The sequence below is a fragment of the Mycobacterium sp. NGS39 genome (assembly GCF_059812765.1).
This window is the reverse complement of record NZ_JCALDH010000001.1, coordinates 324,004-342,406: the sequence shown is the minus strand read 5'-3', so window position 1 is coordinate 342,406 and position 18,403 is coordinate 324,004. Positions and strand designations below refer to the sequence as shown.

Annotated in this window: 15 protein-coding genes; 2 read left to right on the top strand and 13 right to left on the bottom strand. The window is 68.5% G+C overall.

The genetic code is table 11. The annotated features are described in order from the left end of the window. Nucleotides 1-4: 4 nt before the first annotated feature. The 9 genes from AC5Y39_RS01640 to clpB all read right to left on the bottom strand — a co-directional run bounded on the left by AC5Y39_RS01640 (nucleotide 5) and on the right by clpB (nucleotide 11,724). Nucleotides 5-2,653 (bottom strand): LuxR C-terminal-related transcriptional regulator, encoded by a 2,649-nt coding sequence (locus tag AC5Y39_RS01640; RefSeq protein ID WP_500048135.1) that lies wholly within the window; start codon nucleotides 2,651-2,653, stop codon nucleotides 5-7. Continuing rightward, entirely contained in the window at nucleotides 2,611-3,711 is a 1,101-nt protein-coding gene (locus tag AC5Y39_RS01635; RefSeq protein WP_500015970.1) for a glycoside hydrolase family 76 protein, read from the bottom strand. Before AC5Y39_RS01635 ends, AC5Y39_RS01640 begins: the two co-directional genes overlap by 43 nt. Nucleotides 3,712-3,726: 15 nt before the next feature. Beyond that, nucleotides 3,727-4,368 carry a TrmH family RNA methyltransferase gene (locus AC5Y39_RS01630; protein ID WP_500015969.1) on the bottom strand — a complete coding sequence of 214 codons (642 nt, stop codon included), beginning with the start codon at nucleotides 4,366-4,368 and terminating at the stop codon, nucleotides 3,727-3,729. Continuing rightward, entirely contained in the window at nucleotides 4,361-5,731 is a 1,371-nt protein-coding gene (locus AC5Y39_RS01625; protein WP_500016125.1) for an alpha/beta hydrolase domain-containing protein, read from the bottom strand. The genes AC5Y39_RS01630 and AC5Y39_RS01625 overlap by 8 nt, the downstream gene beginning before the upstream one ends. 45 nt (nucleotides 5,732-5,776) lie before the next feature. Further along, a complete protein-coding gene (locus AC5Y39_RS01620) occupies nucleotides 5,777-6,673 on the bottom strand; it encodes a hypothetical protein (protein WP_500015968.1) in 897 nt (298 codons plus the stop codon). A gap of 12 nt (nucleotides 6,674-6,685) precedes the next feature. Next, nucleotides 6,686-7,471: an SDR family oxidoreductase gene (locus tag AC5Y39_RS01615; protein ID WP_500015967.1), complete on the bottom strand. Its 786-nt coding sequence runs from the start codon at nucleotides 7,469-7,471 to the stop codon at nucleotides 6,686-6,688. Then, complete coding sequence (locus AC5Y39_RS01610; protein WP_500015966.1) at nucleotides 7,458-8,234, bottom strand: SDR family NAD(P)-dependent oxidoreductase; 777 nt, start codon at nucleotides 8,232-8,234, stop codon at nucleotides 7,458-7,460. The genes AC5Y39_RS01615 and AC5Y39_RS01610 overlap by 14 nt, the downstream gene beginning before the upstream one ends. A 6-nt stretch (nucleotides 8,235-8,240) precedes the next feature. After that, the gene (gene ttfA / locus AC5Y39_RS01605) at nucleotides 8,241-9,092 is read right to left on the bottom strand and encodes a trehalose monomycolate transport factor TtfA (protein WP_500015965.1); all 852 of its coding nucleotides are present in this window, start codon (nucleotides 9,090-9,092) and stop codon (nucleotides 8,241-8,243) included. An 85-nt stretch (nucleotides 9,093-9,177) separates the two neighbouring features. After that, the gene (gene clpB, locus AC5Y39_RS01600; protein WP_499905342.1) at nucleotides 9,178-11,724 is read right to left on the bottom strand and encodes an ATP-dependent chaperone ClpB; all 2,547 of its coding nucleotides are present in this window, start codon (nucleotides 11,722-11,724) and stop codon (nucleotides 9,178-9,180) included. A 268-nt stretch (nucleotides 11,725-11,992) separates the two neighbouring features. Between clpB and AC5Y39_RS01595 the strand changes: the two genes are divergently transcribed. Together AC5Y39_RS01595 and AC5Y39_RS01590 are read left to right on the top strand one after the other, a co-directional pair. Beyond that, entirely contained in the window at nucleotides 11,993-13,159 is a 1,167-nt protein-coding gene (locus AC5Y39_RS01595; RefSeq protein ID WP_500015964.1) for an FAD-binding oxidoreductase, read from the top strand. A gap of 59 nt (nucleotides 13,160-13,218) precedes the next feature. Beyond that, nucleotides 13,219-14,121, top strand: coding sequence for an aldose 1-epimerase (locus tag AC5Y39_RS01590; protein WP_500016124.1), 903 nt, complete (start codon nucleotides 13,219-13,221; stop codon nucleotides 14,119-14,121). Here AC5Y39_RS01590 and AC5Y39_RS01585 read toward each other — a convergent pair. Genes AC5Y39_RS01585 through dnaK form a run of 4 tightly spaced genes read right to left on the bottom strand, consistent with a single transcriptional unit; the run spans nucleotide 14,118 to nucleotide 18,252 of the window. Beyond that, a complete protein-coding gene (locus tag AC5Y39_RS01585) occupies nucleotides 14,118-14,510 on the bottom strand; it encodes a heat shock protein transcriptional repressor HspR (protein ID WP_500015963.1) in 393 nt (130 codons plus the stop codon). The two genes, AC5Y39_RS01590 and AC5Y39_RS01585, sit on opposite strands and share 4 nt — an antisense overlap. A 27-nt stretch (nucleotides 14,511-14,537) precedes the next feature. Then, the gene (gene dnaJ, locus AC5Y39_RS01580) at nucleotides 14,538-15,707 is read right to left on the bottom strand and encodes a molecular chaperone DnaJ (protein WP_500015962.1); all 1,170 of its coding nucleotides are present in this window, start codon (nucleotides 15,705-15,707) and stop codon (nucleotides 14,538-14,540) included. Between the two features lie 32 nt (nucleotides 15,708-15,739). Continuing rightward, entirely contained in the window at nucleotides 15,740-16,402 is a 663-nt protein-coding gene (grpE, locus tag AC5Y39_RS01575) for a nucleotide exchange factor GrpE (RefSeq protein ID WP_500015961.1), read from the bottom strand. Continuing rightward, nucleotides 16,399-18,252: a molecular chaperone DnaK gene (gene dnaK, locus AC5Y39_RS01570; protein WP_500015960.1), complete on the bottom strand. Its 1,854-nt coding sequence runs from the start codon at nucleotides 18,250-18,252 to the stop codon at nucleotides 16,399-16,401. Before dnaK ends, grpE begins: the two co-directional genes overlap by 4 nt. Nucleotides 18,253-18,403: the final 151 nt, after the last annotated feature.

Below are 18,403 nucleotides of genomic sequence, written 5' to 3'. Positions count from 1 at the left end.
GCCGTTAGCGTCCGCCGCGCACGATCGCGGCCAGCTCCTCCCGGGTGTTCGCGCCCACCCGCTGGCAGGCCCGGTACACATGTCCTTCGACAGTGCGCACCGACATGACCAACCGGTCGGCGATGTCGCGGTTGGACAGGCCTGCCGCCACCAGCTCGATCACGTCGCGTTGCCGGCCGGTCAGCGGAATGCCCAGCTGACTGCGCAGTGCGGGGGTGCACAGCCCGCCGCACTCGTTGGCGAGTTCCTGCGCGATCGCCGCAGCATACGACCCTCGGCTGCGCTTCTGCCCCTGGACAAGCACCGCGGCGGCTTGGCCGGCACTGTCGGCGGCAGTGGCCCGGTCACCAAGGGCTCGGTAGTCAGCCGACACCGCCAGCAACCCCTCGCCGTCGCCAGCGTGGAGCGAATAAGCATGGCGCGCAACACAATCCGCCAGCGGCAGCGACAAGTCGCCGGCGAGTTCACGGGCGCGCGCCGCACCCGAACCGTCACCCCACTGCGTCGCGGCCTGGATACAGGCCAGTTCGTGCGTGGGTTGGTCGCGGTCGCGCGCTTCCGCAGCGGCCGCCTGCACCACCGCCACGGCCTCGGACAGCGATCCACCAGCGGCCAGTGCCCACCCTCGCGCCACCGCGAGACCGGTGTGCATGAACAGGAAGTCGTCCGGCACGCGCGCGGCAGCAAGCGCAGCGAACGCCTCCTCCGGCTGACCCAGCTTGGCGTGCGCCTCTGCCAGCGCGAAGCAACTGGCAGCACGCAGACCCGTTGTGACACTGTGGTTCTCGGCACCTGCCAACGCCTCATGCAGCAGCCGCACCGCGCGTGTCACGTCACCGCGCATCAACGCGGCGTTGCCCAGCAGCAGCGCGAGGTTGGCGTACGCCAGACCGGGAAGGTCGCGGGCGGTGGCGGCCAAAGTCTCGGCCGCCGCCACGAATTCGCCGATGCGGCCGGTGAGCCGGCACGCCCGCGCATACACCCCGGCGTACCAGAACCGCAGCGGCGACGCCTGGAACGACGTGGTGGCCCGGCGCAGTGCGTCGTCGGCCACCGCCGGAAGATCGTCGACATGACCCAGCGCACCCATCGCCATGGTCAACGCCACAGATGCCACCGTGGCATGGAAGTCGCCCAAAGCCCCCGAAGCGATTGCGGCACGGGCTTTTTCCTCACCGCTGCGGCACCGGGCTCCGACCACCTCCACACACGCCTCGATCGCCAGCCGCTCGGGAGACTGCGGCAACGCCGCCAGAATCGTGGCGGCGTCGCCCGGCCGGGCGAGCATCCAGATCAAGTTGGCTGCCCGCACCGTCGCCCAGTAGTCGGACGAGCCGGACATCGCGCACAGCACTGCCTCGGCTTGCTCGCCGCGCCCGAGCATCACAAGGTTCATCGCGAGAATGTCGGTCGCCTCGTCGGCGCCGGCGTCCACAGCAGCGCGCGCGAACCGGTCGGCCAGGTCCAGGTCGAGCAGCGTCATCGCAGACCGCGCAGAGTCCAGGAACAGTTGTGGGTCAGGCGGCAGATCCGACTCCAACGTCAGCAGCGCCCGACGCACGGTCGCGTAGACGTCGGCGTCGCCCTCCTTCTCCAGCCGCTGCGCCAACCTGCCGCGGATCTTGGACAGGTACATTTCGCCGGCCGTGGCGCGTCGCACCTCCCCGAACAGCGGATGCGCCAACCGGACCATCAGCGCGCCGCCGGTCCGCTCGACGGTGACCAGGCGCAACTCCTCCGCGCGTTCCAGGTCCCGACGCGGCACCAGCGCGCAGATCACGTCCACCGCAAGCGGTTCGGCCTGCGACAGGACGTCGACCACCATGGCCACCTCCGGGCTGAGCCGCCCCATCTCGCGTCCCACCATGTCCGCCACACTGGGCGTGGCCGCGATGCCTTCGTCGGCCATCCATACCCCGGCCACCTGACGGAATCGGCCCGCCGCCACCTGGTCTTTGACGAGCTGACGCAGGAACAGCGCGTTGCCGCCGGTCAGTTTCCAGAACCGCTGGGCAACCCGGGTGTCGACGGGGCCACCCAAGTCGGCCTCGATCACGCTGCGGGTGGCCTCGGCCGACAGCGGTGCCAGGTCCAGCCGGGCAAGCAGGTCGTTCTTCCACAACGCCGTCACAGCATCTGGCTCCTGGCCGCCGCTGCGCAACGTGACCACCAGCCGCACGCCCCGGGTCTGCGCCAACTGGTGCACGACGTGCGCCGACAACCCGTCCAGCAGGTGCGCGTCGTCGACCCCGATCAGCGCCCGGCCCCGTTGTCGTTGCGCCACAAAGGAATTGATGATCCGCCGGACATTGGGAAGCGGCTCGGCCATCGGGTCGGGAAGCGCGCTGGCGAAAGCGCCCAGCGGCAGGGAGCGCGCCGATTCCGTGCCGACGATCCACTCGGTCCGCTCCCCCGCCGCCTGCGCACGGGCCAGCACCTCACGGGCGAGCCGCGTCTTGCCCACCCCCGGCGCGCCGACAACCGCCACACCCGCGTACTTGCCACCCGCACCGAGCGCACGCCGAATGTAAGCAAGTTCGCCGTCCCGGCCGGTCAGCGGATCGCCGCTGATCACCGGCCGAATATAGCGCCGATCGTCGGCGCCGGCGGTCATTCCGCGGTGAGCGCGTGCGCTGCCTCCATCAGCATCCACCCCGACAGCTGCACCGACAGGTCGCGTTCCGGCACGGCCGACGAGTAGACCGCTCCGCCCGAGAACTGTGCCCCGGCGCTGTCAGGGGTCGGTACTTGGGCGGTCTGGTCCCAGTGCACGCCGAACAGCGGTAGCCCGTCGACGGTCTGGCGGAATTCCCATGCCGACCGCGCCGACGTCAGCACTACTCTGCGAGCGGTGTCTCGGGCGGCGACGTCCTCGGGGCTGTCTCCGGGAAGCGCGGTGGCCACCAGCGCCAGATAGCGGATGGTCACCCCGCCGAACAACCCGCCGTCGCCGCCGCCCTCGCTCTTGAGCACGCCGTCGGCCGTCATGTTCTTCTCGAGCGCGGCCACCAACCGGTGCACTCGGGGCCGATGACGGTCGTCGCGCGTGCGCACGGCTAGTTCGGTCTCCAAGCCGAGCACCACACCCTGGCAGTAGGTGAACTGGGCACGATCCAGCGAGCCGTCCTTGATGCCGTCGAACACCAGATGCGACTGCGGATCGATCAGCGTCTCGTCGATCCAGTCGGCAATCAGCTGGGCTTGCCGCAGTTCGCCGTTGCGGGCCAGGAAGATTCCCGCGGGACCGTTGGCCGGAGCGTTGAAGAAGCGGTCCTGTTTGCGCCACGGGATGCCGCCGCCGAATTCGGGCATCCACGCGCGCGTGAACTGCTTGGTGAACGTGCGCAGCGCGCGCTCGCGTTCCACCCCGGCGAGCCGGCCGCACCGTTCGAGCGCCAGCGCCAGCCACGCCATGTCGTCGTAGTAGCTGTTGGTCCAGCGACCGAGGTTGCGCAGATGGTGCCCCCGGATCTGCGCGGCGATGCGCTTGCGCCGCTTTGGCTGCGGATCGCGCAGCTGCGCGTCGACGAGGCAGTCCAGCAGATGTGCTTGCCACCAGTAGTTCCAGCTGCCGAACAGCTTGTCGCGTCGGGTCGGCGGCCAGGCCACCACACCCAGCTGAGTTCCCGGCATCCCCCACAGCCGCGTCAAATGGCGTGCGGTGACCGCAGCTTCAGCGCTCGCAGCACGATTGGCCCACTGCTGTTCCATGACAGCGATCCTGCCTCACCAGGCCTGGTTTAGGTCGGCATGCGCACGGATCCACGCATGCATCGCGATGCCCGCGGCGACGGACGCGTTGATGCTGCGGGTCGAACCGAACTGCGCGATGGACACCGTCAACGACGCGCCCCTGCGCGCCTCCTCTGTGATGCCAGGGCCTTCTTGGCCGAAGATCAGCAGGCACTCCCGCGGCAGCGTGGTCTGCTCCAGCCGCTGGGCACCGGGCACGTTGTCGACCGCCACCACGGTCAGCCCGGCGTCGCGCGCAAAGGCAAGCAAGTCGGCCGTCGTCTCGTGGTGGCGCAGTCGTTGATAGCGGTCGGTGACCATGGCTCCGCGCCGATTCCACCGTCGCCGCCCGACGATGTGCACCGTGTCGACAGCGAACGCGTTCGCGGTGCGCACCACGCCACCGATGTTCGCGTCGTGGCCGAAATTCTCGATCGCGATGTGCAGCGGGTGACGCCGGGTGTCGATGTCGGCGATGATCGCCTCTCGCGTCCAGTAGCGGTAGGCGTCGACGACGTTGCGGCGGTCGCCGTCGCGAAGCAGCTGGGGGTCGTAGCGGGGATCGTCCGGCAGCGGACCGGACCAGGGCCCGACGCCGGGGCTTTCGCCCCATTCGGTGGGGCCCGACTCAGTCACGCCGCTCGCCGGGAAAGGTGGCGGCGGCGAGCTCGAGGATTTCGGCGCGGTCTGCAGCCACGATGAATCCCGCAGCGATCGCCCGGTCGAGCGCCTGGGTGAACCGCTCGAGGTATTCCGCTGCGCCGCCGGGATACAGCCGGGCCAGGGTGGCGGCGTCGAACAGCTCGCCGGAGCCGAACAGCGCCGACATGTCGCCCTGGCCGGGGCTGCTGCCCGAGGTCCGGGCCACCGGAACGTCGACCCAGGGAGTGCGGACACCGCCTTGCGCTAGTCCGTTCTCGTCGAGAGCCAGCCCGAGCGGTTCGGCGGTCAGCGCGATCGGCGGGGCGGCAGGCGGTGACGCGCCTTCGCGCAGCCAGTCGTTGAGCCTGGCGATGGCGCCCTGCAGGACGTAGTGGTGTTGCGGCGCGAAATTGATTGCGTGCGAGAGCTTTTGGCCCATCAACTCGTTGGTCGGCGCGTAGGCGGCCGCAATCCGATCGATGGGTTGGGATCCGTCGTCGATGAACCCGACGCGGATCGTGTAGTTGTCGGCGTGAGCGGTGCCGGGCACTTCCCAGACGCGCAGCCGGTGGTTGTCGGGCTGGCGGGCACGGTGGTAGCCGGGCCGGATGATGTCGAGTAGATCGGTTTCGGTGATCACGCTGAGCACCGGCGCGCGCAGGTCGGTTCGGAATTGCACAGCATCCGGAAGGCCGGTCGGTTCGAAGACATTCGCGCCGTCCAGCGGCGCGGCCGGCCCGAATCGGCAGTGGATCAAAAAGCCGTCATAGGCTTCCGCGATCGGGTCCACCGCATTGACATAGCTGGTGAGAAACGCCGCAGACTGCGACTCCCCCACGGCCACAACACTTTCCGGCGCGATGCCGTCGATCCCGCCGTCTTGGACGAGCTGGCCGACCTGGGTGAACATGTCGTATGAGAACGCGTCGCCGGGATGGTTGAGCGCCGAATAACGTTGTGCGTCTTGCGCTTTCAACGACATGTCGATGCCGGTGAGACTGGCGCCGCCGTCGACGCCCACCTTCTGCGCCGACACAGCGACGTACGCGTAGCGGGCCCGGACGATCTCGCGGTGCGCCATGAACCAGACAGCCGCCGCGTCGATACCGCCGCTGACGTTCAGCCACTCGACGATCACGGTCCCGTTGAAGCCGGCCTCCGGGGTCAGCACCACGATCCGCGTGGTGTAGTCCGCCTTGTCCGATGCCGCCACGTGCCAGTGTCCGTCGGGCCCGAGCTCGCCGACGGGTGAGTAGCGCGTTGCGGTCCCGGAGACGAAGAACTCAGCCGCGCGATATCCCAGTGTCGCTATGTCGTAGGCGCCGAGCAGCAGATTGGGGCGGCCGGGCACAGGCATGACGTCGGGCACACGTCATCGATACCATGCCCACCCGGCGGCGGCTCAATCACCGGTGGTCCACACCGCCGCGTGCGTGCCGACGATGGACAGCGTCGCGTACAGCACCGCCTGGTTGATCTCGCCCTGCGTACACAGCGACGCGTCCACCTGCACCCCGTCCAGCTTCGCGTAGGGCATCACCAGCACCGAGGAGCCGTACGTCGCGCACGCGTGGCTGAGCCCCTGCCCCGCGGGCAGGGTCGGCGCCACCACCACCATCAGCGGGCCGCCGCGCTGCGCCGACTCGTCGCGGTACTGCGCCTTGATCGCCGAAATCTCCAGTCCCACAAGCATGTAACCGTTGCCGTTGAACGCGGCCGGATCGCCAAGAGACGTGGGGTTGAGCATCGTGCCGTCGGCCCGCCACGCCGCCACACTGGTCGACTTGACGGTGATGCCGGTGTCGTTGCGGTTGGTCGGCAGGATCCCGACCGGAAATGCCAGCGGGTACGCCGCGGTGGTGCCGGCGATCCGGTCATGCGGCGAGTACACGTAGATGCCGCGCACCGCGCTCTGATCGTCGAGCGGACCCAGGCATACCGTGCCGGTGAGCCGATCGGGATTCGGGGCGGCAAGCGGCGAGATCTTCAGCGACGCAACGTCTTTGCAGCTACCGATACCGTCCGCTTCGATCGGGTGGGCCGGCGTCCCGTACAGCCCGAAGCGGATCTCCTCCGGCTTCGCGTGCGGCTTGCCCTGTTCGGCCGGGGCGGCGTCGATGTCGACCAGCACATGGTTGGCCTCCCACCGCAGATTCGTGACCGACATGTTCCAGCCCAGAATCGGGGCCGACTCGCCCACCTTCGCCACCGCCGCGCCGTAGGGCTGGGGCTGGCGCTCGCTTGCCGCGCAGCCGACAGCGAGCAACGCGAGCGTGAGCAGGGCGACGACTACGCGCACCGGTTCGATGCCTTAATGCGACAGCCGCTTGTTGACGAGTCGCGACATCCAGGTGGGGCTGACTTGCGCCAAGTAATACGCCAGCTTGGTCTGCGTGCCAACCGGGTGATGGACCTTCGGCACCCGCGACCGTCGGTGCACTACGCGCCACGCCGCGTCGGCGATGTCGTCAGGGGTGAGGTGGACGCCCAGGGATTCGGTGGTTCCGGTGCGCACGTCGGTGAGCATCGCCGTGTCGACGAACAGAGGCCACAGCGCGGCCACCGTGATGTCGTGGGGCCGCCATTCCAGATCCAGCGCCTCGGTCAGCCCGCGGACCGCGAATTTCGTTGCGCTGTAAGACGCCAACTCGGCCTGGCCGTAGATCGCCGAGGCCGAGCACATGTTGAGCACGCGGGCGCCGGGGGTATCGCGCAGGTACGGGAACGCCGTGTGGCAACCGAACATCACGCCGGTGACGTTGACGTCGACCAGCTGCTTGTGCCGGGCCGGCGGGATGTCGACGAAGTGACCGGCCGACAGCAGGCCGGCATTGTTGACCAGGATGTCGAGCCGTCCGCCCGCCGTGCCGGTGAACTCATGCAGCGTCCGGTGCCACGCGTCGACGTCGGTGACGTCCATCTGCGAGGTCCATAACGCCCAATTCTGTTGAGCTGCTTCGGATTTCAGACTGGCCAATGAAGTGGCGTCCACGTCGACCGCGCCGACCGTGTAACCCGCGGCGGCGAACCGGCGTGCGATCGCCAGCCCGATTCCGCGGGCGGCGCCGGTGACGAAGATCGACTCAGGTGCGGCCACGGCCCCGTCCCACCCTTTTGGTCATGAACCGCACCACGTTTCGCGGCACCAAGCGGCTGGCGGTGGTGAGCACCTTGTACTGCACCCCGGGGATGATCACCACTTTGCCTTTCGCGACGTCGGCCAGGCAGTCGTCGACGACGTCGTCGACCTCCAGCCACAGCACCGACGGCGTCTTGGCCATGTCGATGCCGGCCCGTTGGTGGAACTCGGTTCGCACGAACCCCGGGCACAGTGCGTGCACGCCGACGCCGGTGCCGGCCAGGCCGTTGGCCAGCCCCTCGGAGAACGCGATCACCCACGCCTTCGACGCCGAATACGTCGACCCGCGCCCGGACACCAGACCGGCCACGCTGGCGACGTTGATCACGGTGCCCAGCCGGGCGTCGAGCATCGGCGGCAATGCCGCGCGAGTGAGGTGCATGACGGCGGTGACATTGACGTCGAGCTGGGCCTGCAACAGCGCCGGGTCGGCGGTCCAGAACTCCCCCGACGTGCCGAAGCCGGCGTTGTTGACCAGCACTCGCACCCCGTCGGCGAGCCGCGTGGCGACGGCGGCGCGGCCGTCTGCTTCGGCGAGGTCGGCGGTCAGGATCTCGACGTTGGTGCCGTGCGCTCGATGGAGCTCGTCGGCCAGTTCACGGAGGCGTTGGGTGGTGCGCGCGACCAGGGCGAGATCGTAGCCGTCGACGGCGTAGCGCCTGGCGAATCCCGCGCCGATGCCCGACGTGGCACCGGTGATCAGGGCGACGGGACGCGGCATCCGCGGCTACGGCTGAAAACTCGCCGGCCCCGGGCGGCTCGCGCGGGTCTGCTGCGGGCGGCGGACGGGTTCGGAGTGCGGCGGCTGGCGAGTCGGATCAGGGCGGCCGGGCTGCCGGAGTGCTTCGGTGCGGCCGGGGTCAGGACGGTACTCCGGGGTCCGGCCGGGCTCAGGGCGGTAGTCGGGCGGGGTGATCGGCCGGCCGGGCGCGCCGTTGCGTCTGGCCGAGGCCTGCCCGATCGCCTTGTTCGGCACCGGCGGCAGCACCCGCAGCAGGTCGTTGAATTGGCGGACCGTGCGCAGCCCCTCGTCCCATTCGGCGCGCGTGCTGGTGATCGGCATGCTCACCAGCGTCCAGTTCTGCTCGTTCCACATGATCTCGGCGCAGTCGGGCGCGGTGTGGGCGAACGTGACCATCCGCCGGTCGCACGCGCGGCGGGCGGCGTCGAGGTTGGTGGAGTACACCATCCGCGGGCCGATCGCGCCGAGCAGCCACATGTCGTTTTCCCGCGGCTCCTTGAGGCCCTTGAGCCGCAGGTCCATCACCACGTTGGTGCCGACCTTGCGGTGCAGCGCGATCACGGTCGCGACGTCTTCGAGGTCGAAGATGTAGACCGCTTCGCCACGGATCTGCCCCAGCACCACGTTGCGGGCGGTCACGTCGCCCACGGTGGACATCACACCGCGCTTCCAACGCTTGACGATCTCGGCGTCCTCGGGGGTGTAGTCGAAGCCGTGCGAGCGCGCCCACGAGCGCCGACGGCGACCGTGGTTGTGACGCCGGTCGAGGTCGACGTACAACAGCACACCGGCGCTGACGAAACACAGCGCGGACAGCGTGAACCAAAGCGGAACCATTGGGACCTAGCCTATCTGCTGGGGGCAAGCCTGCGATTTCGGCGCGCTGACGGTCGCGTAGCGCACGTCAGCGCGCCGAAACCACTTAGCCGAGCACCAGCGAATCGCCGTCCGGGCTGACGTTGACGGGGACGGTGTCGCCGTCGTGGATCTGGCCGGACAGCAGCATCTTGGCCAGCTGGTCGCCGATGGCCTGCTGCACCAGCCTTCGCAGCGGCCGAGCGCCGTAGACGGGATCGAACCCCCGCTGGGCCAGCCACCTCTTCGCCGGCAGCGACACCTCCAGCTGCAACCGCCGCTGAGAAAGCCGCTTCTGCAGCTGCGCCAGCTGGATGTCGACGATCTGCACCAGCTCCTCGGGGTTGAGCCCCTCGAAGATCAGCACGTCGTCCAGGCGGTTGATGAACTCGGGCTTGAACGTCGCACGCACCGCAGCCATCACCTGCTCTTCGCTGCCGCCCGCCCCGAGGTTGGACGTCAGGATCAGGATCGTGTTGCGGAAGTCGACCGTGCGGCCCTGGCCGTCGGTCAACCGGCCCTCGTCGAGCACCTGCAGCAGCACGTCGAACACGTCCGGGTGTGCCTTCTCGATCTCGTCGAACAGCACCACCGTGTACGGCCGGCGCCGCACCGCCTCGGTCAGCTGACCGCCCTGCTCGTAGCCGACGTAGCCCGGAGGTGCACCGACCAGCCGAGCCACCGAGTGCTTCTCGCCGTACTCGCTCATGTCGATGCGCACCATCGCGCGTTCGTCGTCGAACAGGAACTCGGCCAGCGCCTTGGCCAGCTCGGTCTTGCCGACGCCCGTCGGGCCCAGGAACATGAACGCCCCGGTGGGCCGGTTCGGGTCGGACACGCCGGCCCGGCTGCGCCGGACCGCGTCCGCGACCGCCGTCACCGCCTTGCGCTGGCCGACGACGCGCTTGCCCAGCTCGTCCTCCATGCGCAGCAGCTTGGCGGTCTCGCCTTCCAGCATCCGGCCGGCCGGGATGCCGGTCCAGGACGACACGACTTCGGCGATGTCGTCGGGGCCGACCTCCTCCTTGAGCATCACGGCTTCGCGGGCCTGGGCCTGCGGCAGCGCAGCCTCGAGCTTCTTCTCGACCTCGGGGATGCGCCCGTAGCGCAGCTCGGCGGCCTTGGCCAGATCGCCGTCGCGCTCGGCGCGCTCGGACTCACCGCGCAGCCGTTCCAGCTCTTCCTTGAGCTCGCGGACGGTGTCGATCGCGTTCTTCTCGTTCTGCCAGCGGGTGGTCAGCTCGGCCAGCTTCTCCTTCTGGTCGGCCAGTTCGGCGCGCAGCTTCTCCAGCCGCTCCTTGGACGCGTCGTCCTCTTCCTTGGACAGGGCCATCTCTTCGATTTCCAGCCGGCGCACCAGCCGCTCGACCTCGTCGATCTCCACGGGCCGCGAGTCGATCTCCATCCGCAGCCGCGACGCGGCCTCGTCGACCAGGTCGATCGCCTTGTCGGGCAGGAAGCGGGCCGTGATGTAGCGGTCGGACAGCGTGGCTGCGGCCACCAACGCGGAGTCGGTGATCCGCACGCCGTGGTGCACCTCGTAGCGCTCCTTCAGTCCGCGAAGGATGCCGATGGTGTCCTCGACGGACGGCTCGCCGACGTAGACCGGCTGGAAACGGCGCTCCAGGGCCGCGTCCTTTTCGATGTGCTTGCGGTACTCGTCGAGCGTGGTCGCGCCGACCAGCCGCAGCTCGCCGCGGGCCAGCATCGGCTTGATCATGTTGCCGGCGTCCATCGCGCCCTCGCCGGTAGCGCCGGCGCCGACGATCGTGTGCAGCTCGTCGATGAACGTGATGATCTGCCCGGCCGAGTTCTTGATGTCGTCGAGCACGGCCTTGAGCCGCTCCTCGAATTCGCCGCGGTACTTGCTGCCCGCCACCATGGACCCGAGGTCCAGGGCGACAATTGTCTTGTCCCGCAAGCTTTCTGGGACGTCCCCAGCGACGATGCGCTGGGCTAGGCCCTCGACGATCGCAGTCTTGCCGACGCCGGGCTCACCGATGAGCACGGGGTTGTTCTTGGTGCGCCGGGAGAGCACCTGCACCACGCGTCGGATCTCGTTGTCGCGGCCGATCACCGGGTCGAGCTTGCCTTCACGGGCCCGCGCGGTGAGGTCGGTGGAGTACTTCTCCAGCGCTTGGTAGGTGCCCTCCGGGTCGGGGCTGGTGACGCGGGCGCTGCCGCGGACCTTGACGAACGCCTCCCGCAGCGCTTGCGGCGACGCGCCGTGCCCGGTGAGCAGCTTGGCGACGTCGGAGTCGCCGGTGGCGAGGCCGACCATCAGATGCTCGGTGGAGACGTATTCGTCGTCCATCTCGGTGGCCAGCTGCTGCGCGGCCGTGATCGCGGCCAGCGATTCGCGCGAGAGCTGCGGTTGGCTGCTGGCGCCGCTGGCGCTGGGCAGCCGGTCGAGTAGGCGCTGCGCCTCGGCACGGATGGTCGCCGGGTCCACGCCGACCGCCTCCAACAGCGGCGCGGCGATCCCGTCGTTCTGCGTCAGCAGAGCCATCAGCAGATGCGCCGGGCGGATCTCCGGATTACCGGCAGCGCTTGCCGCCTGTAGAGCCGCGGTCAGCGCCGCCTGAGTCTTCGTGGTCGGGTTGAACGAGTCCACGACGGTCCTCCGATCTTTCACCTGAAAAGTCTGGAAAAATGCTTGTCGCGATGTTCAACGTCGTCAAGGTTGAGTCTGTTCCGCTCAACTTCACTTCTTTTTGGCGAACGTGCGGTTTCACACGCGACACGCCGGGGTCGGCATACAAAACCGCACAGTCGGCCCTTCCACGATCAAGATGCTCGTGCCGTACAAGGGCGTCCACGCGTTGTGACGCCGCGGCCACGCGCGAGGCGCGGCAACTGCCAGATGCCTACAATGGCCCGGCGTGGGACTGGAGGATCGCGACGCGCTGCGCATTCTGCGCGCGGCCCTCGATCTCGGCGACGCCGACAACGAACTCGTCCGGCGGTTCTACACGCGCTGGTTTGCCATCGACCCGGCCATCCGCGACCTGTTTCCTCCCGACATGGCCGGCCAGCGTGCGGCATTCGGCCAGGCGCTGTGGTGGGTGTTCGGCGAGTTCGTCGCCCAGCGCTCCGACGAGCCCGTCGCATTTCTGGCGCAACTAGGCCGCGATCACCGCAAATATGGTGTGCGACAACAGCATTACCGAACCTTGCGCGACGCGCTGTACAGCAGCTTCCGCAGCCACCTGAGCGAGCACTGGACCACCGCGGTCGACGATGCCGCCCGCGAAGCGCTGACGTTGATCACCGGGGTGATGAGCGGCGCCGCCGAAGCCGAGTCCGGTCCGGCGTGGTGGGACGGCACGGTCGTCGAGCATCGTCGCGTGTCGAGGGACATCGCGGTGATCCGCCTTCAGCTCGACCGCCCGATGGACTACGAGGCCGGCCAATACGTGAATGTCCATGTGCCACAGTGCCCTCGGCGCTGGCGCTACCTCAGCCCCGCGATTCCCGCCGACCCCACCGGAGCGATCGAGTTCCATGTCCGCGCCGTGACCGGCGGACTGGTCAGCACTGCGCTTGTCGGCGAAACCCGCGTCGGGCATCGGTGGCGGCTGTCGGCCCCGCTCGGCGCGCTGCAGGTCGACCGCACCGGCGGCGACGTGCTGATGGTGGCCGGCAGCACCGGGCTGGCGCCGCTGCGCGCGCTGATCATGGATCTGACTCGCTTCCTCGACAATCCGCGGGTGCACCTGTTCTTCGGCGCGCGCTATCCGTGCGAGCTCTACGACCTGCGCACGCTGTGGCAGATCGCCGCGCACAATCCCTGGCTGTCGGTATCCCCTGTCTCGGAGTACAACAGCAATCCGCCGTGGGCCGCCGACTATCCGGACGTCGACCCGCCACGAGGCCTGCACGTGCGCCAGACCGGGCGGCTGCCCGAGGTGGTGACCAGGTACGGCGGCTGGGGTGACCGCCAGATTCTGCTCAGCGGCAACGCGGCGATGATCGCCAACACCAAAGCGGCATTGATCGCCAAAGGCGCTGCGCCCGAACGGATTCAGCACGATCCGCTGGTGGGCTGAGCTCAAACCACGCCAGGCGGCGGGTACCCCTGTGGCACAATCCCACGATGGCCCCCGCCATGGCCGACGTCGAGACCGTCACGCTCAAAGACCCGTCGTCGGCACTCACCGCGACCTACGTGCCGATCGCCGGAATGGTCGGCACCTCGCTGAACGACGACGGGGCCGAGTTGCTCGGTCAGCGCCGCGGCCTGCACGCCTACATGACCGTCGGCAAGACCATGGGCATCCCGCTCTTGTACCCCTGGGCGAATCGCTTGAGCGCCAACACATATCGCGCAGGTAAGGCGGCGGTGACACTGACGCCCGGGATCGGCGGCGTCCGCACGGACCAACATGGCGTAGTGATCCACGGGGTGATGGCGGCCTACGACGGCTGGGAAGTCACGGAGCGGACGGACAACCGGCTCGTCGCCGAAGTGGACTACGGCGGCACCCCGCGCCTGCTGGCCAGCTTTCCGTTCCCACATCTGCTGACCATGGACGTGACGCTGGCCGACCGCACGCTCACCGTCCGCACCACCGTGACGCCCACCACCAAGGCCGACGTGCCGTTGTGTTTCGGGTACCACCCCTACCTACGGATTCCCGAGGTTCCGCGCCCCGAGTGGCAGATCAAGCTGCCCGCCATGCGCTACTGCTCGGTGAACAGCTGGATGATCCCGACAGGCGAGACGCAAGAGCGCCCGGCGATCACCGAGACGCTGGACGGCAACTACTTCGACGACAGCTACGACGAGGTCAAGCCCGGCTCGGTGTTCGCGATCTCCGGCGGCGACCGGCGCATCGAAGTCCACTTCGAGGAGGGCTACACCGCGGCTCAGGTCTTCTCGCCCAGCGACGACGACGTGGTGTGCTTCGAGCCGATGTGCGCGCCCACCGACTCGCTGCGCCGCGGCACCTACCGCGTGGCCACCTGGGACGAGCCGGCCACCGCGACGTTCTCGATCCACGTGGGTTAGCGGCGCGAGCGCTGCGGCTTGCGCGGCTCCCACACCACCAAGGCCGTCGACTTCGGCATCACGGCCAGATCGCGGCGCTGGTTGGCGCGCAGTTGTTCGACCTCCTTGGTCAGCTCGGCCACCCGTGACTGCAGCGCCTCCACCTGGTTGGTCAGCTCGATGATTCGTTTGATACCGGCCAGGTTGACGCCTTCGTCCTGCGAGAGCCGCTGTACCTCGCGGAGCAGTTCGACGTCACGCTGCGAGTAGCGGCGGCCGCCGCCGGTGGTCCGCTGCGGCGTGACCAGGCCGAGCCGGTCGTAGGTGCGCAGCGTCTGCGCATGCATGCCGGCCAGTTGCGCGGCCACCGAGATGAGAAACGTCCGGGATTCGTCTGAGGACTTGCTCACCTGTGCTGCCTCCTGCTCTTCGGGCGCTCATCGGCCCGGCCAGCCGGCCCGCGGGTCGAACCCGCTGGCCTTCTCCGCGGCCGCGTACTTCTCCAGCGCTTCCAGTGCGGCGCCTTCGAGGTTCGGCGGCACAGCTACTTTCACGGTCACCAGCAGGTCGCCACTGCCGCCGTCACGCTTGGGCACACCGCGGCCGCGCACCCGCAGGATGCGCCCGTCGGCCGTGCCCTTCGGCACCCGCACGCCGACCTTGCCATCCAGCGTCGGCACGGAAAGCGTTGTCCCCAAAGCCAATTCGGCAAAGCTGACGGGGACGGTGACGGTCAGGTCGTCGCCCTCGCGGCCGAACACCTTGTCCGGCCGCACATGCACGGTGACGTACAGGTCACCCGACGGGGCGCCGCGCAGCCCCGCTTCGCCCTGCCCCGGCAAGCGGATCCGCTGCCCGTCCTGCACGCCCGGCGGAATCCGGACGTTGATGGTGCGGGTGCGAGTGGCCACTCCGGTGCCTTTGCACTCCGGGCACGGGTGCTCGATGATCGAGCCGGTGCCACGGCAGTCCGTACACGGCTCGGAGAATCCGAACGCGCCCTGGTTGCGGTTGATCACCCCCGAGCCGTTGCAGGTGCTGCACACTTTCGGGCTGGTGCCTGGCCGCGCTCCGCTGCCATGGCAGTTGGTACACGGCGCCGGACTGGTGAGCCTCAGCGGCATCATCACGCCCTTGGTGGCCTCGACGAAGTCGAGCTCGGCCTCGGTCTCCAGGTCGTTACCGCGACGCGGACGGCTGGGCCGGCTGCCTGCACGGCCGAACAACCCGCCGAACAGATCGCCGATGTTCGCGCCGCCGGTCTGGCTGGCGGAGTCGAACAAGTCGTTCAGGTTGAACTCGCTGCCGTTCCCGGGCCCGAAGCCACCGAAGTTGCCGGCCGAGAACCGGCGCCGGCCGAAGCCGCCCTCGGCAAACAGCCGCCGCGTCTCGTCGTACTCCTTGCGCTTGGCCGGATCCGACAGCACGCTGTGCGCCTCGGACACCGCCTTGAACCGCTCGGCAGCCGTCGGGTTGTTCGGATTGGCGTCAGGGTGAAGGTCGCGGGCCAGCTTGCGGTATGCCCGCTTGATCTCGTCGGCGCTGGCGTCAGAGGAGACGCCCAGCTCCTTGTAGAAGTCTTTCTCGACCCATTCGCGTTGGGCCATGGTGCGTCACCTCCTTTCGATGCTGTTCAAGCTCAGCCAGCTGACTGTTCTGATTCTGCGGCCTGGCCGTGTTCCGCGTCGGCATTGCCGGCGGACTGCTGCCCGTCGGTCGCGTCCTCGACGGTGTCGACGACGCCCACGAGCGCGTGGCGCAGGATCTGCTCACCCAGCCGGTAGCCCCGGCGCATCACCGTGCCGATCACTGGTCTGGTGCCGTCGCCCTCGTGCTGGACGGCCTCGTGCAGCGAGGGATCGAACTCCTCGCCTTCGGTGCCGAACGACTGCAGACCCAGGCCCTCGAGCGTCTTGGTGAGCTTGTCCGCGAACGCCTTCAGCGGCCCGGACTCCAGATCGCCGTGGCGGCGGGCGGCTTCGAGATCGTCGAGAACACCGAGCAGTTGGGTGATCACTGCGCCCTTCGCGCGTTCGGCGGCCACCTGCTGGTCGCGCAGCGCACGCTTGCGGTAGTTGGCGAAGTCGGCCTGCACCCGTTGCAGGTCGGCGATCAACTCACCGGCCTTGTCCTCCGCTTGACCTCCGGATGCGGCGTCTGGCCCGGCGGCGTCCGGCGCCGGCCCACCGGGGGCCGGGCCGGACGCGCCCTCACGCACTTCGCCGGTCTTGGGGTCGATGCGGCGCTTGTCGGTGACGACTACCGGCTCTTCTGGGTGCAGTGGTTCGTTTTCCGAACTCACTTGTCCTCCCGTCCTTCGTCGACCACTTCGGCGTCCACCACGTCGTCAGCACCCGACGCGTTCTCCGCGCCGCCGCTGGCGCCCTGCGAAGCCTGGGTGGCCTCGTAGATGGCCTGCCCCAGCGCCTGGCTTTCCTGGCCGAGCCGTTCCATCGCGGACTTGATCGCGTTGATGTCGGTGCCGCCCAGGGCCTGCTTGGCGTCGGCGATTGCCGCGTCGACCTTCGTGAGCACGTCCTCGGGCACCTTCGAGCCACCCTCGGCTCCACGCTGCTCGGCGACGAACTTCTCGGTCTGGTAGATCAGCGTCTCGGCCTGGTTGCGGACCTCGGCCTCCTCGCGGCGCTTGCGGTCCTCCTCGGCGTGGGCCTCGGCGTCCTTGATCATCCGGTCGATCTCCTCCTTGGACAGGCCGGAGCCCTCCTGGATTCGGATCGTGTTCTCCTTGCCGGTGCCCTTGTCCTTGGCGGTGACGTGCACGATGCCGTTGGCGTCGATGTCGAACGTGACCTCGATCTGCGGCACGCCGCGCGGCGCCGGCGGGATGCCGGTCAACTCGAAGCTGCCCAGCAGCTTGTTGTGCGCGGCGATCTCACGCTCACCCTGATAGACCTGGATCTGCACCGACGGCTGGTTGTCGTCGGCCGTGGTGAACGTCTCCGACCGCTTGGTGGGGATCGTGGTGTTGCGCTCGATTAGCTTGGTCATCACGCCGCCCTTGGTCTCGATACCCAGGCTCAGCGGCGTAACGTCAAGCAGCAGAACGTCTTTCACCTCGCCCTTGAGCACGCCGGCCTGCAAGGCGGCACCCACTGCGACGACCTCGTCGGGGTTGACGCCCTTGTTGGGCTCCTTGCCGCCGGTGAGCTCCTTGACCAGGTCGGTCACCGCGGGCATCCGGGTGGAGCCGCCCACCAGCACGACGTGGTCGATGTCGGACACCGAGATCCCCGTGTCGGCGATCACCTGCTGGAACGGCTTGCGGCAGCGGTCGAGCAGGTCTTGGGTGATCCGCTGGAATTCCGCGCGCGTCAGCTGCTCGTCGAGGAACAGCGGGTTCTTGTCGGCGTCGACGGTGATGTAGGGCAGGTTGATCGAGGTGCTCTGCGAGCTGGACAGCTCGATCTTGGCCTTCTCCGCGGCCTCACGCAGCCGCTGCATCGCCATCTTGTCCTTGGTCAGGTCGATGCCACTGGTGCCCTTGAACTTGTCGACGAGCCAGTCGACGATGCGCTGATCCCAGTCGTCGCCACCCAGGTGGTTGTCACCGCTGGTGGCGCGGACCTCGACCACGCCCTCGCCCATCTCCAGCAGCGAGACGTCGAACGTACCGCCACCGAGGTCGAACACCAGGATGGTCTGTTCCTTGTCGGCCTTGTCGAGGCCGTAGGCCAGCGCGGCGGCCGTCGGCTCGTTGATGATGCGCAGCACGTTCAGCCCGGCGATCTGGCCGGCGTCCTTGGTGGCTTGGCGCTGTGCGTCGTTGAAGTAGGCGGGCACGGTGATCACCGCGTCGGTGATGTCCTCACCCAGGTACGCCTCGGCGTCGCGCTTGAGCTTCATCAGCACCCGCGCGCTGATCTCCGGGGCGGTGTATTTCTTGCCGTCGATCTCGATCGACCAGTCGGTGCCCATGTGGCGCTTCACCGACCGGATGGTGCGGTCGACGTTGGTCACCGCCTGGTTCTTGGCGGGCTGGCCGACCAGGACCTCGCCGTTGCGCGCGAACGCGACGACGGACGGCGTAGTGCGGGAGCCCTCGGAGTTGGCAATGACGGTTGGGTCGCCACCTTCGAGAACGGCGACGACGGAGTTGGTGGTCCCGAGGTCGATACCGACCGCACGAGCCATGGTGTTTCCTCCTGCTATATATGGACGTCTGCTGAGCGAACTAGGCTCAAGTCTGCTCTGCCGGCACTCGCCGAGTCAAGCCAGAGTTGAGTCGTTGTCACTCAAGTTGGTCGAGTCGTGCAACGGGCGCGGCGGCGGGTTTGTTCCCGCG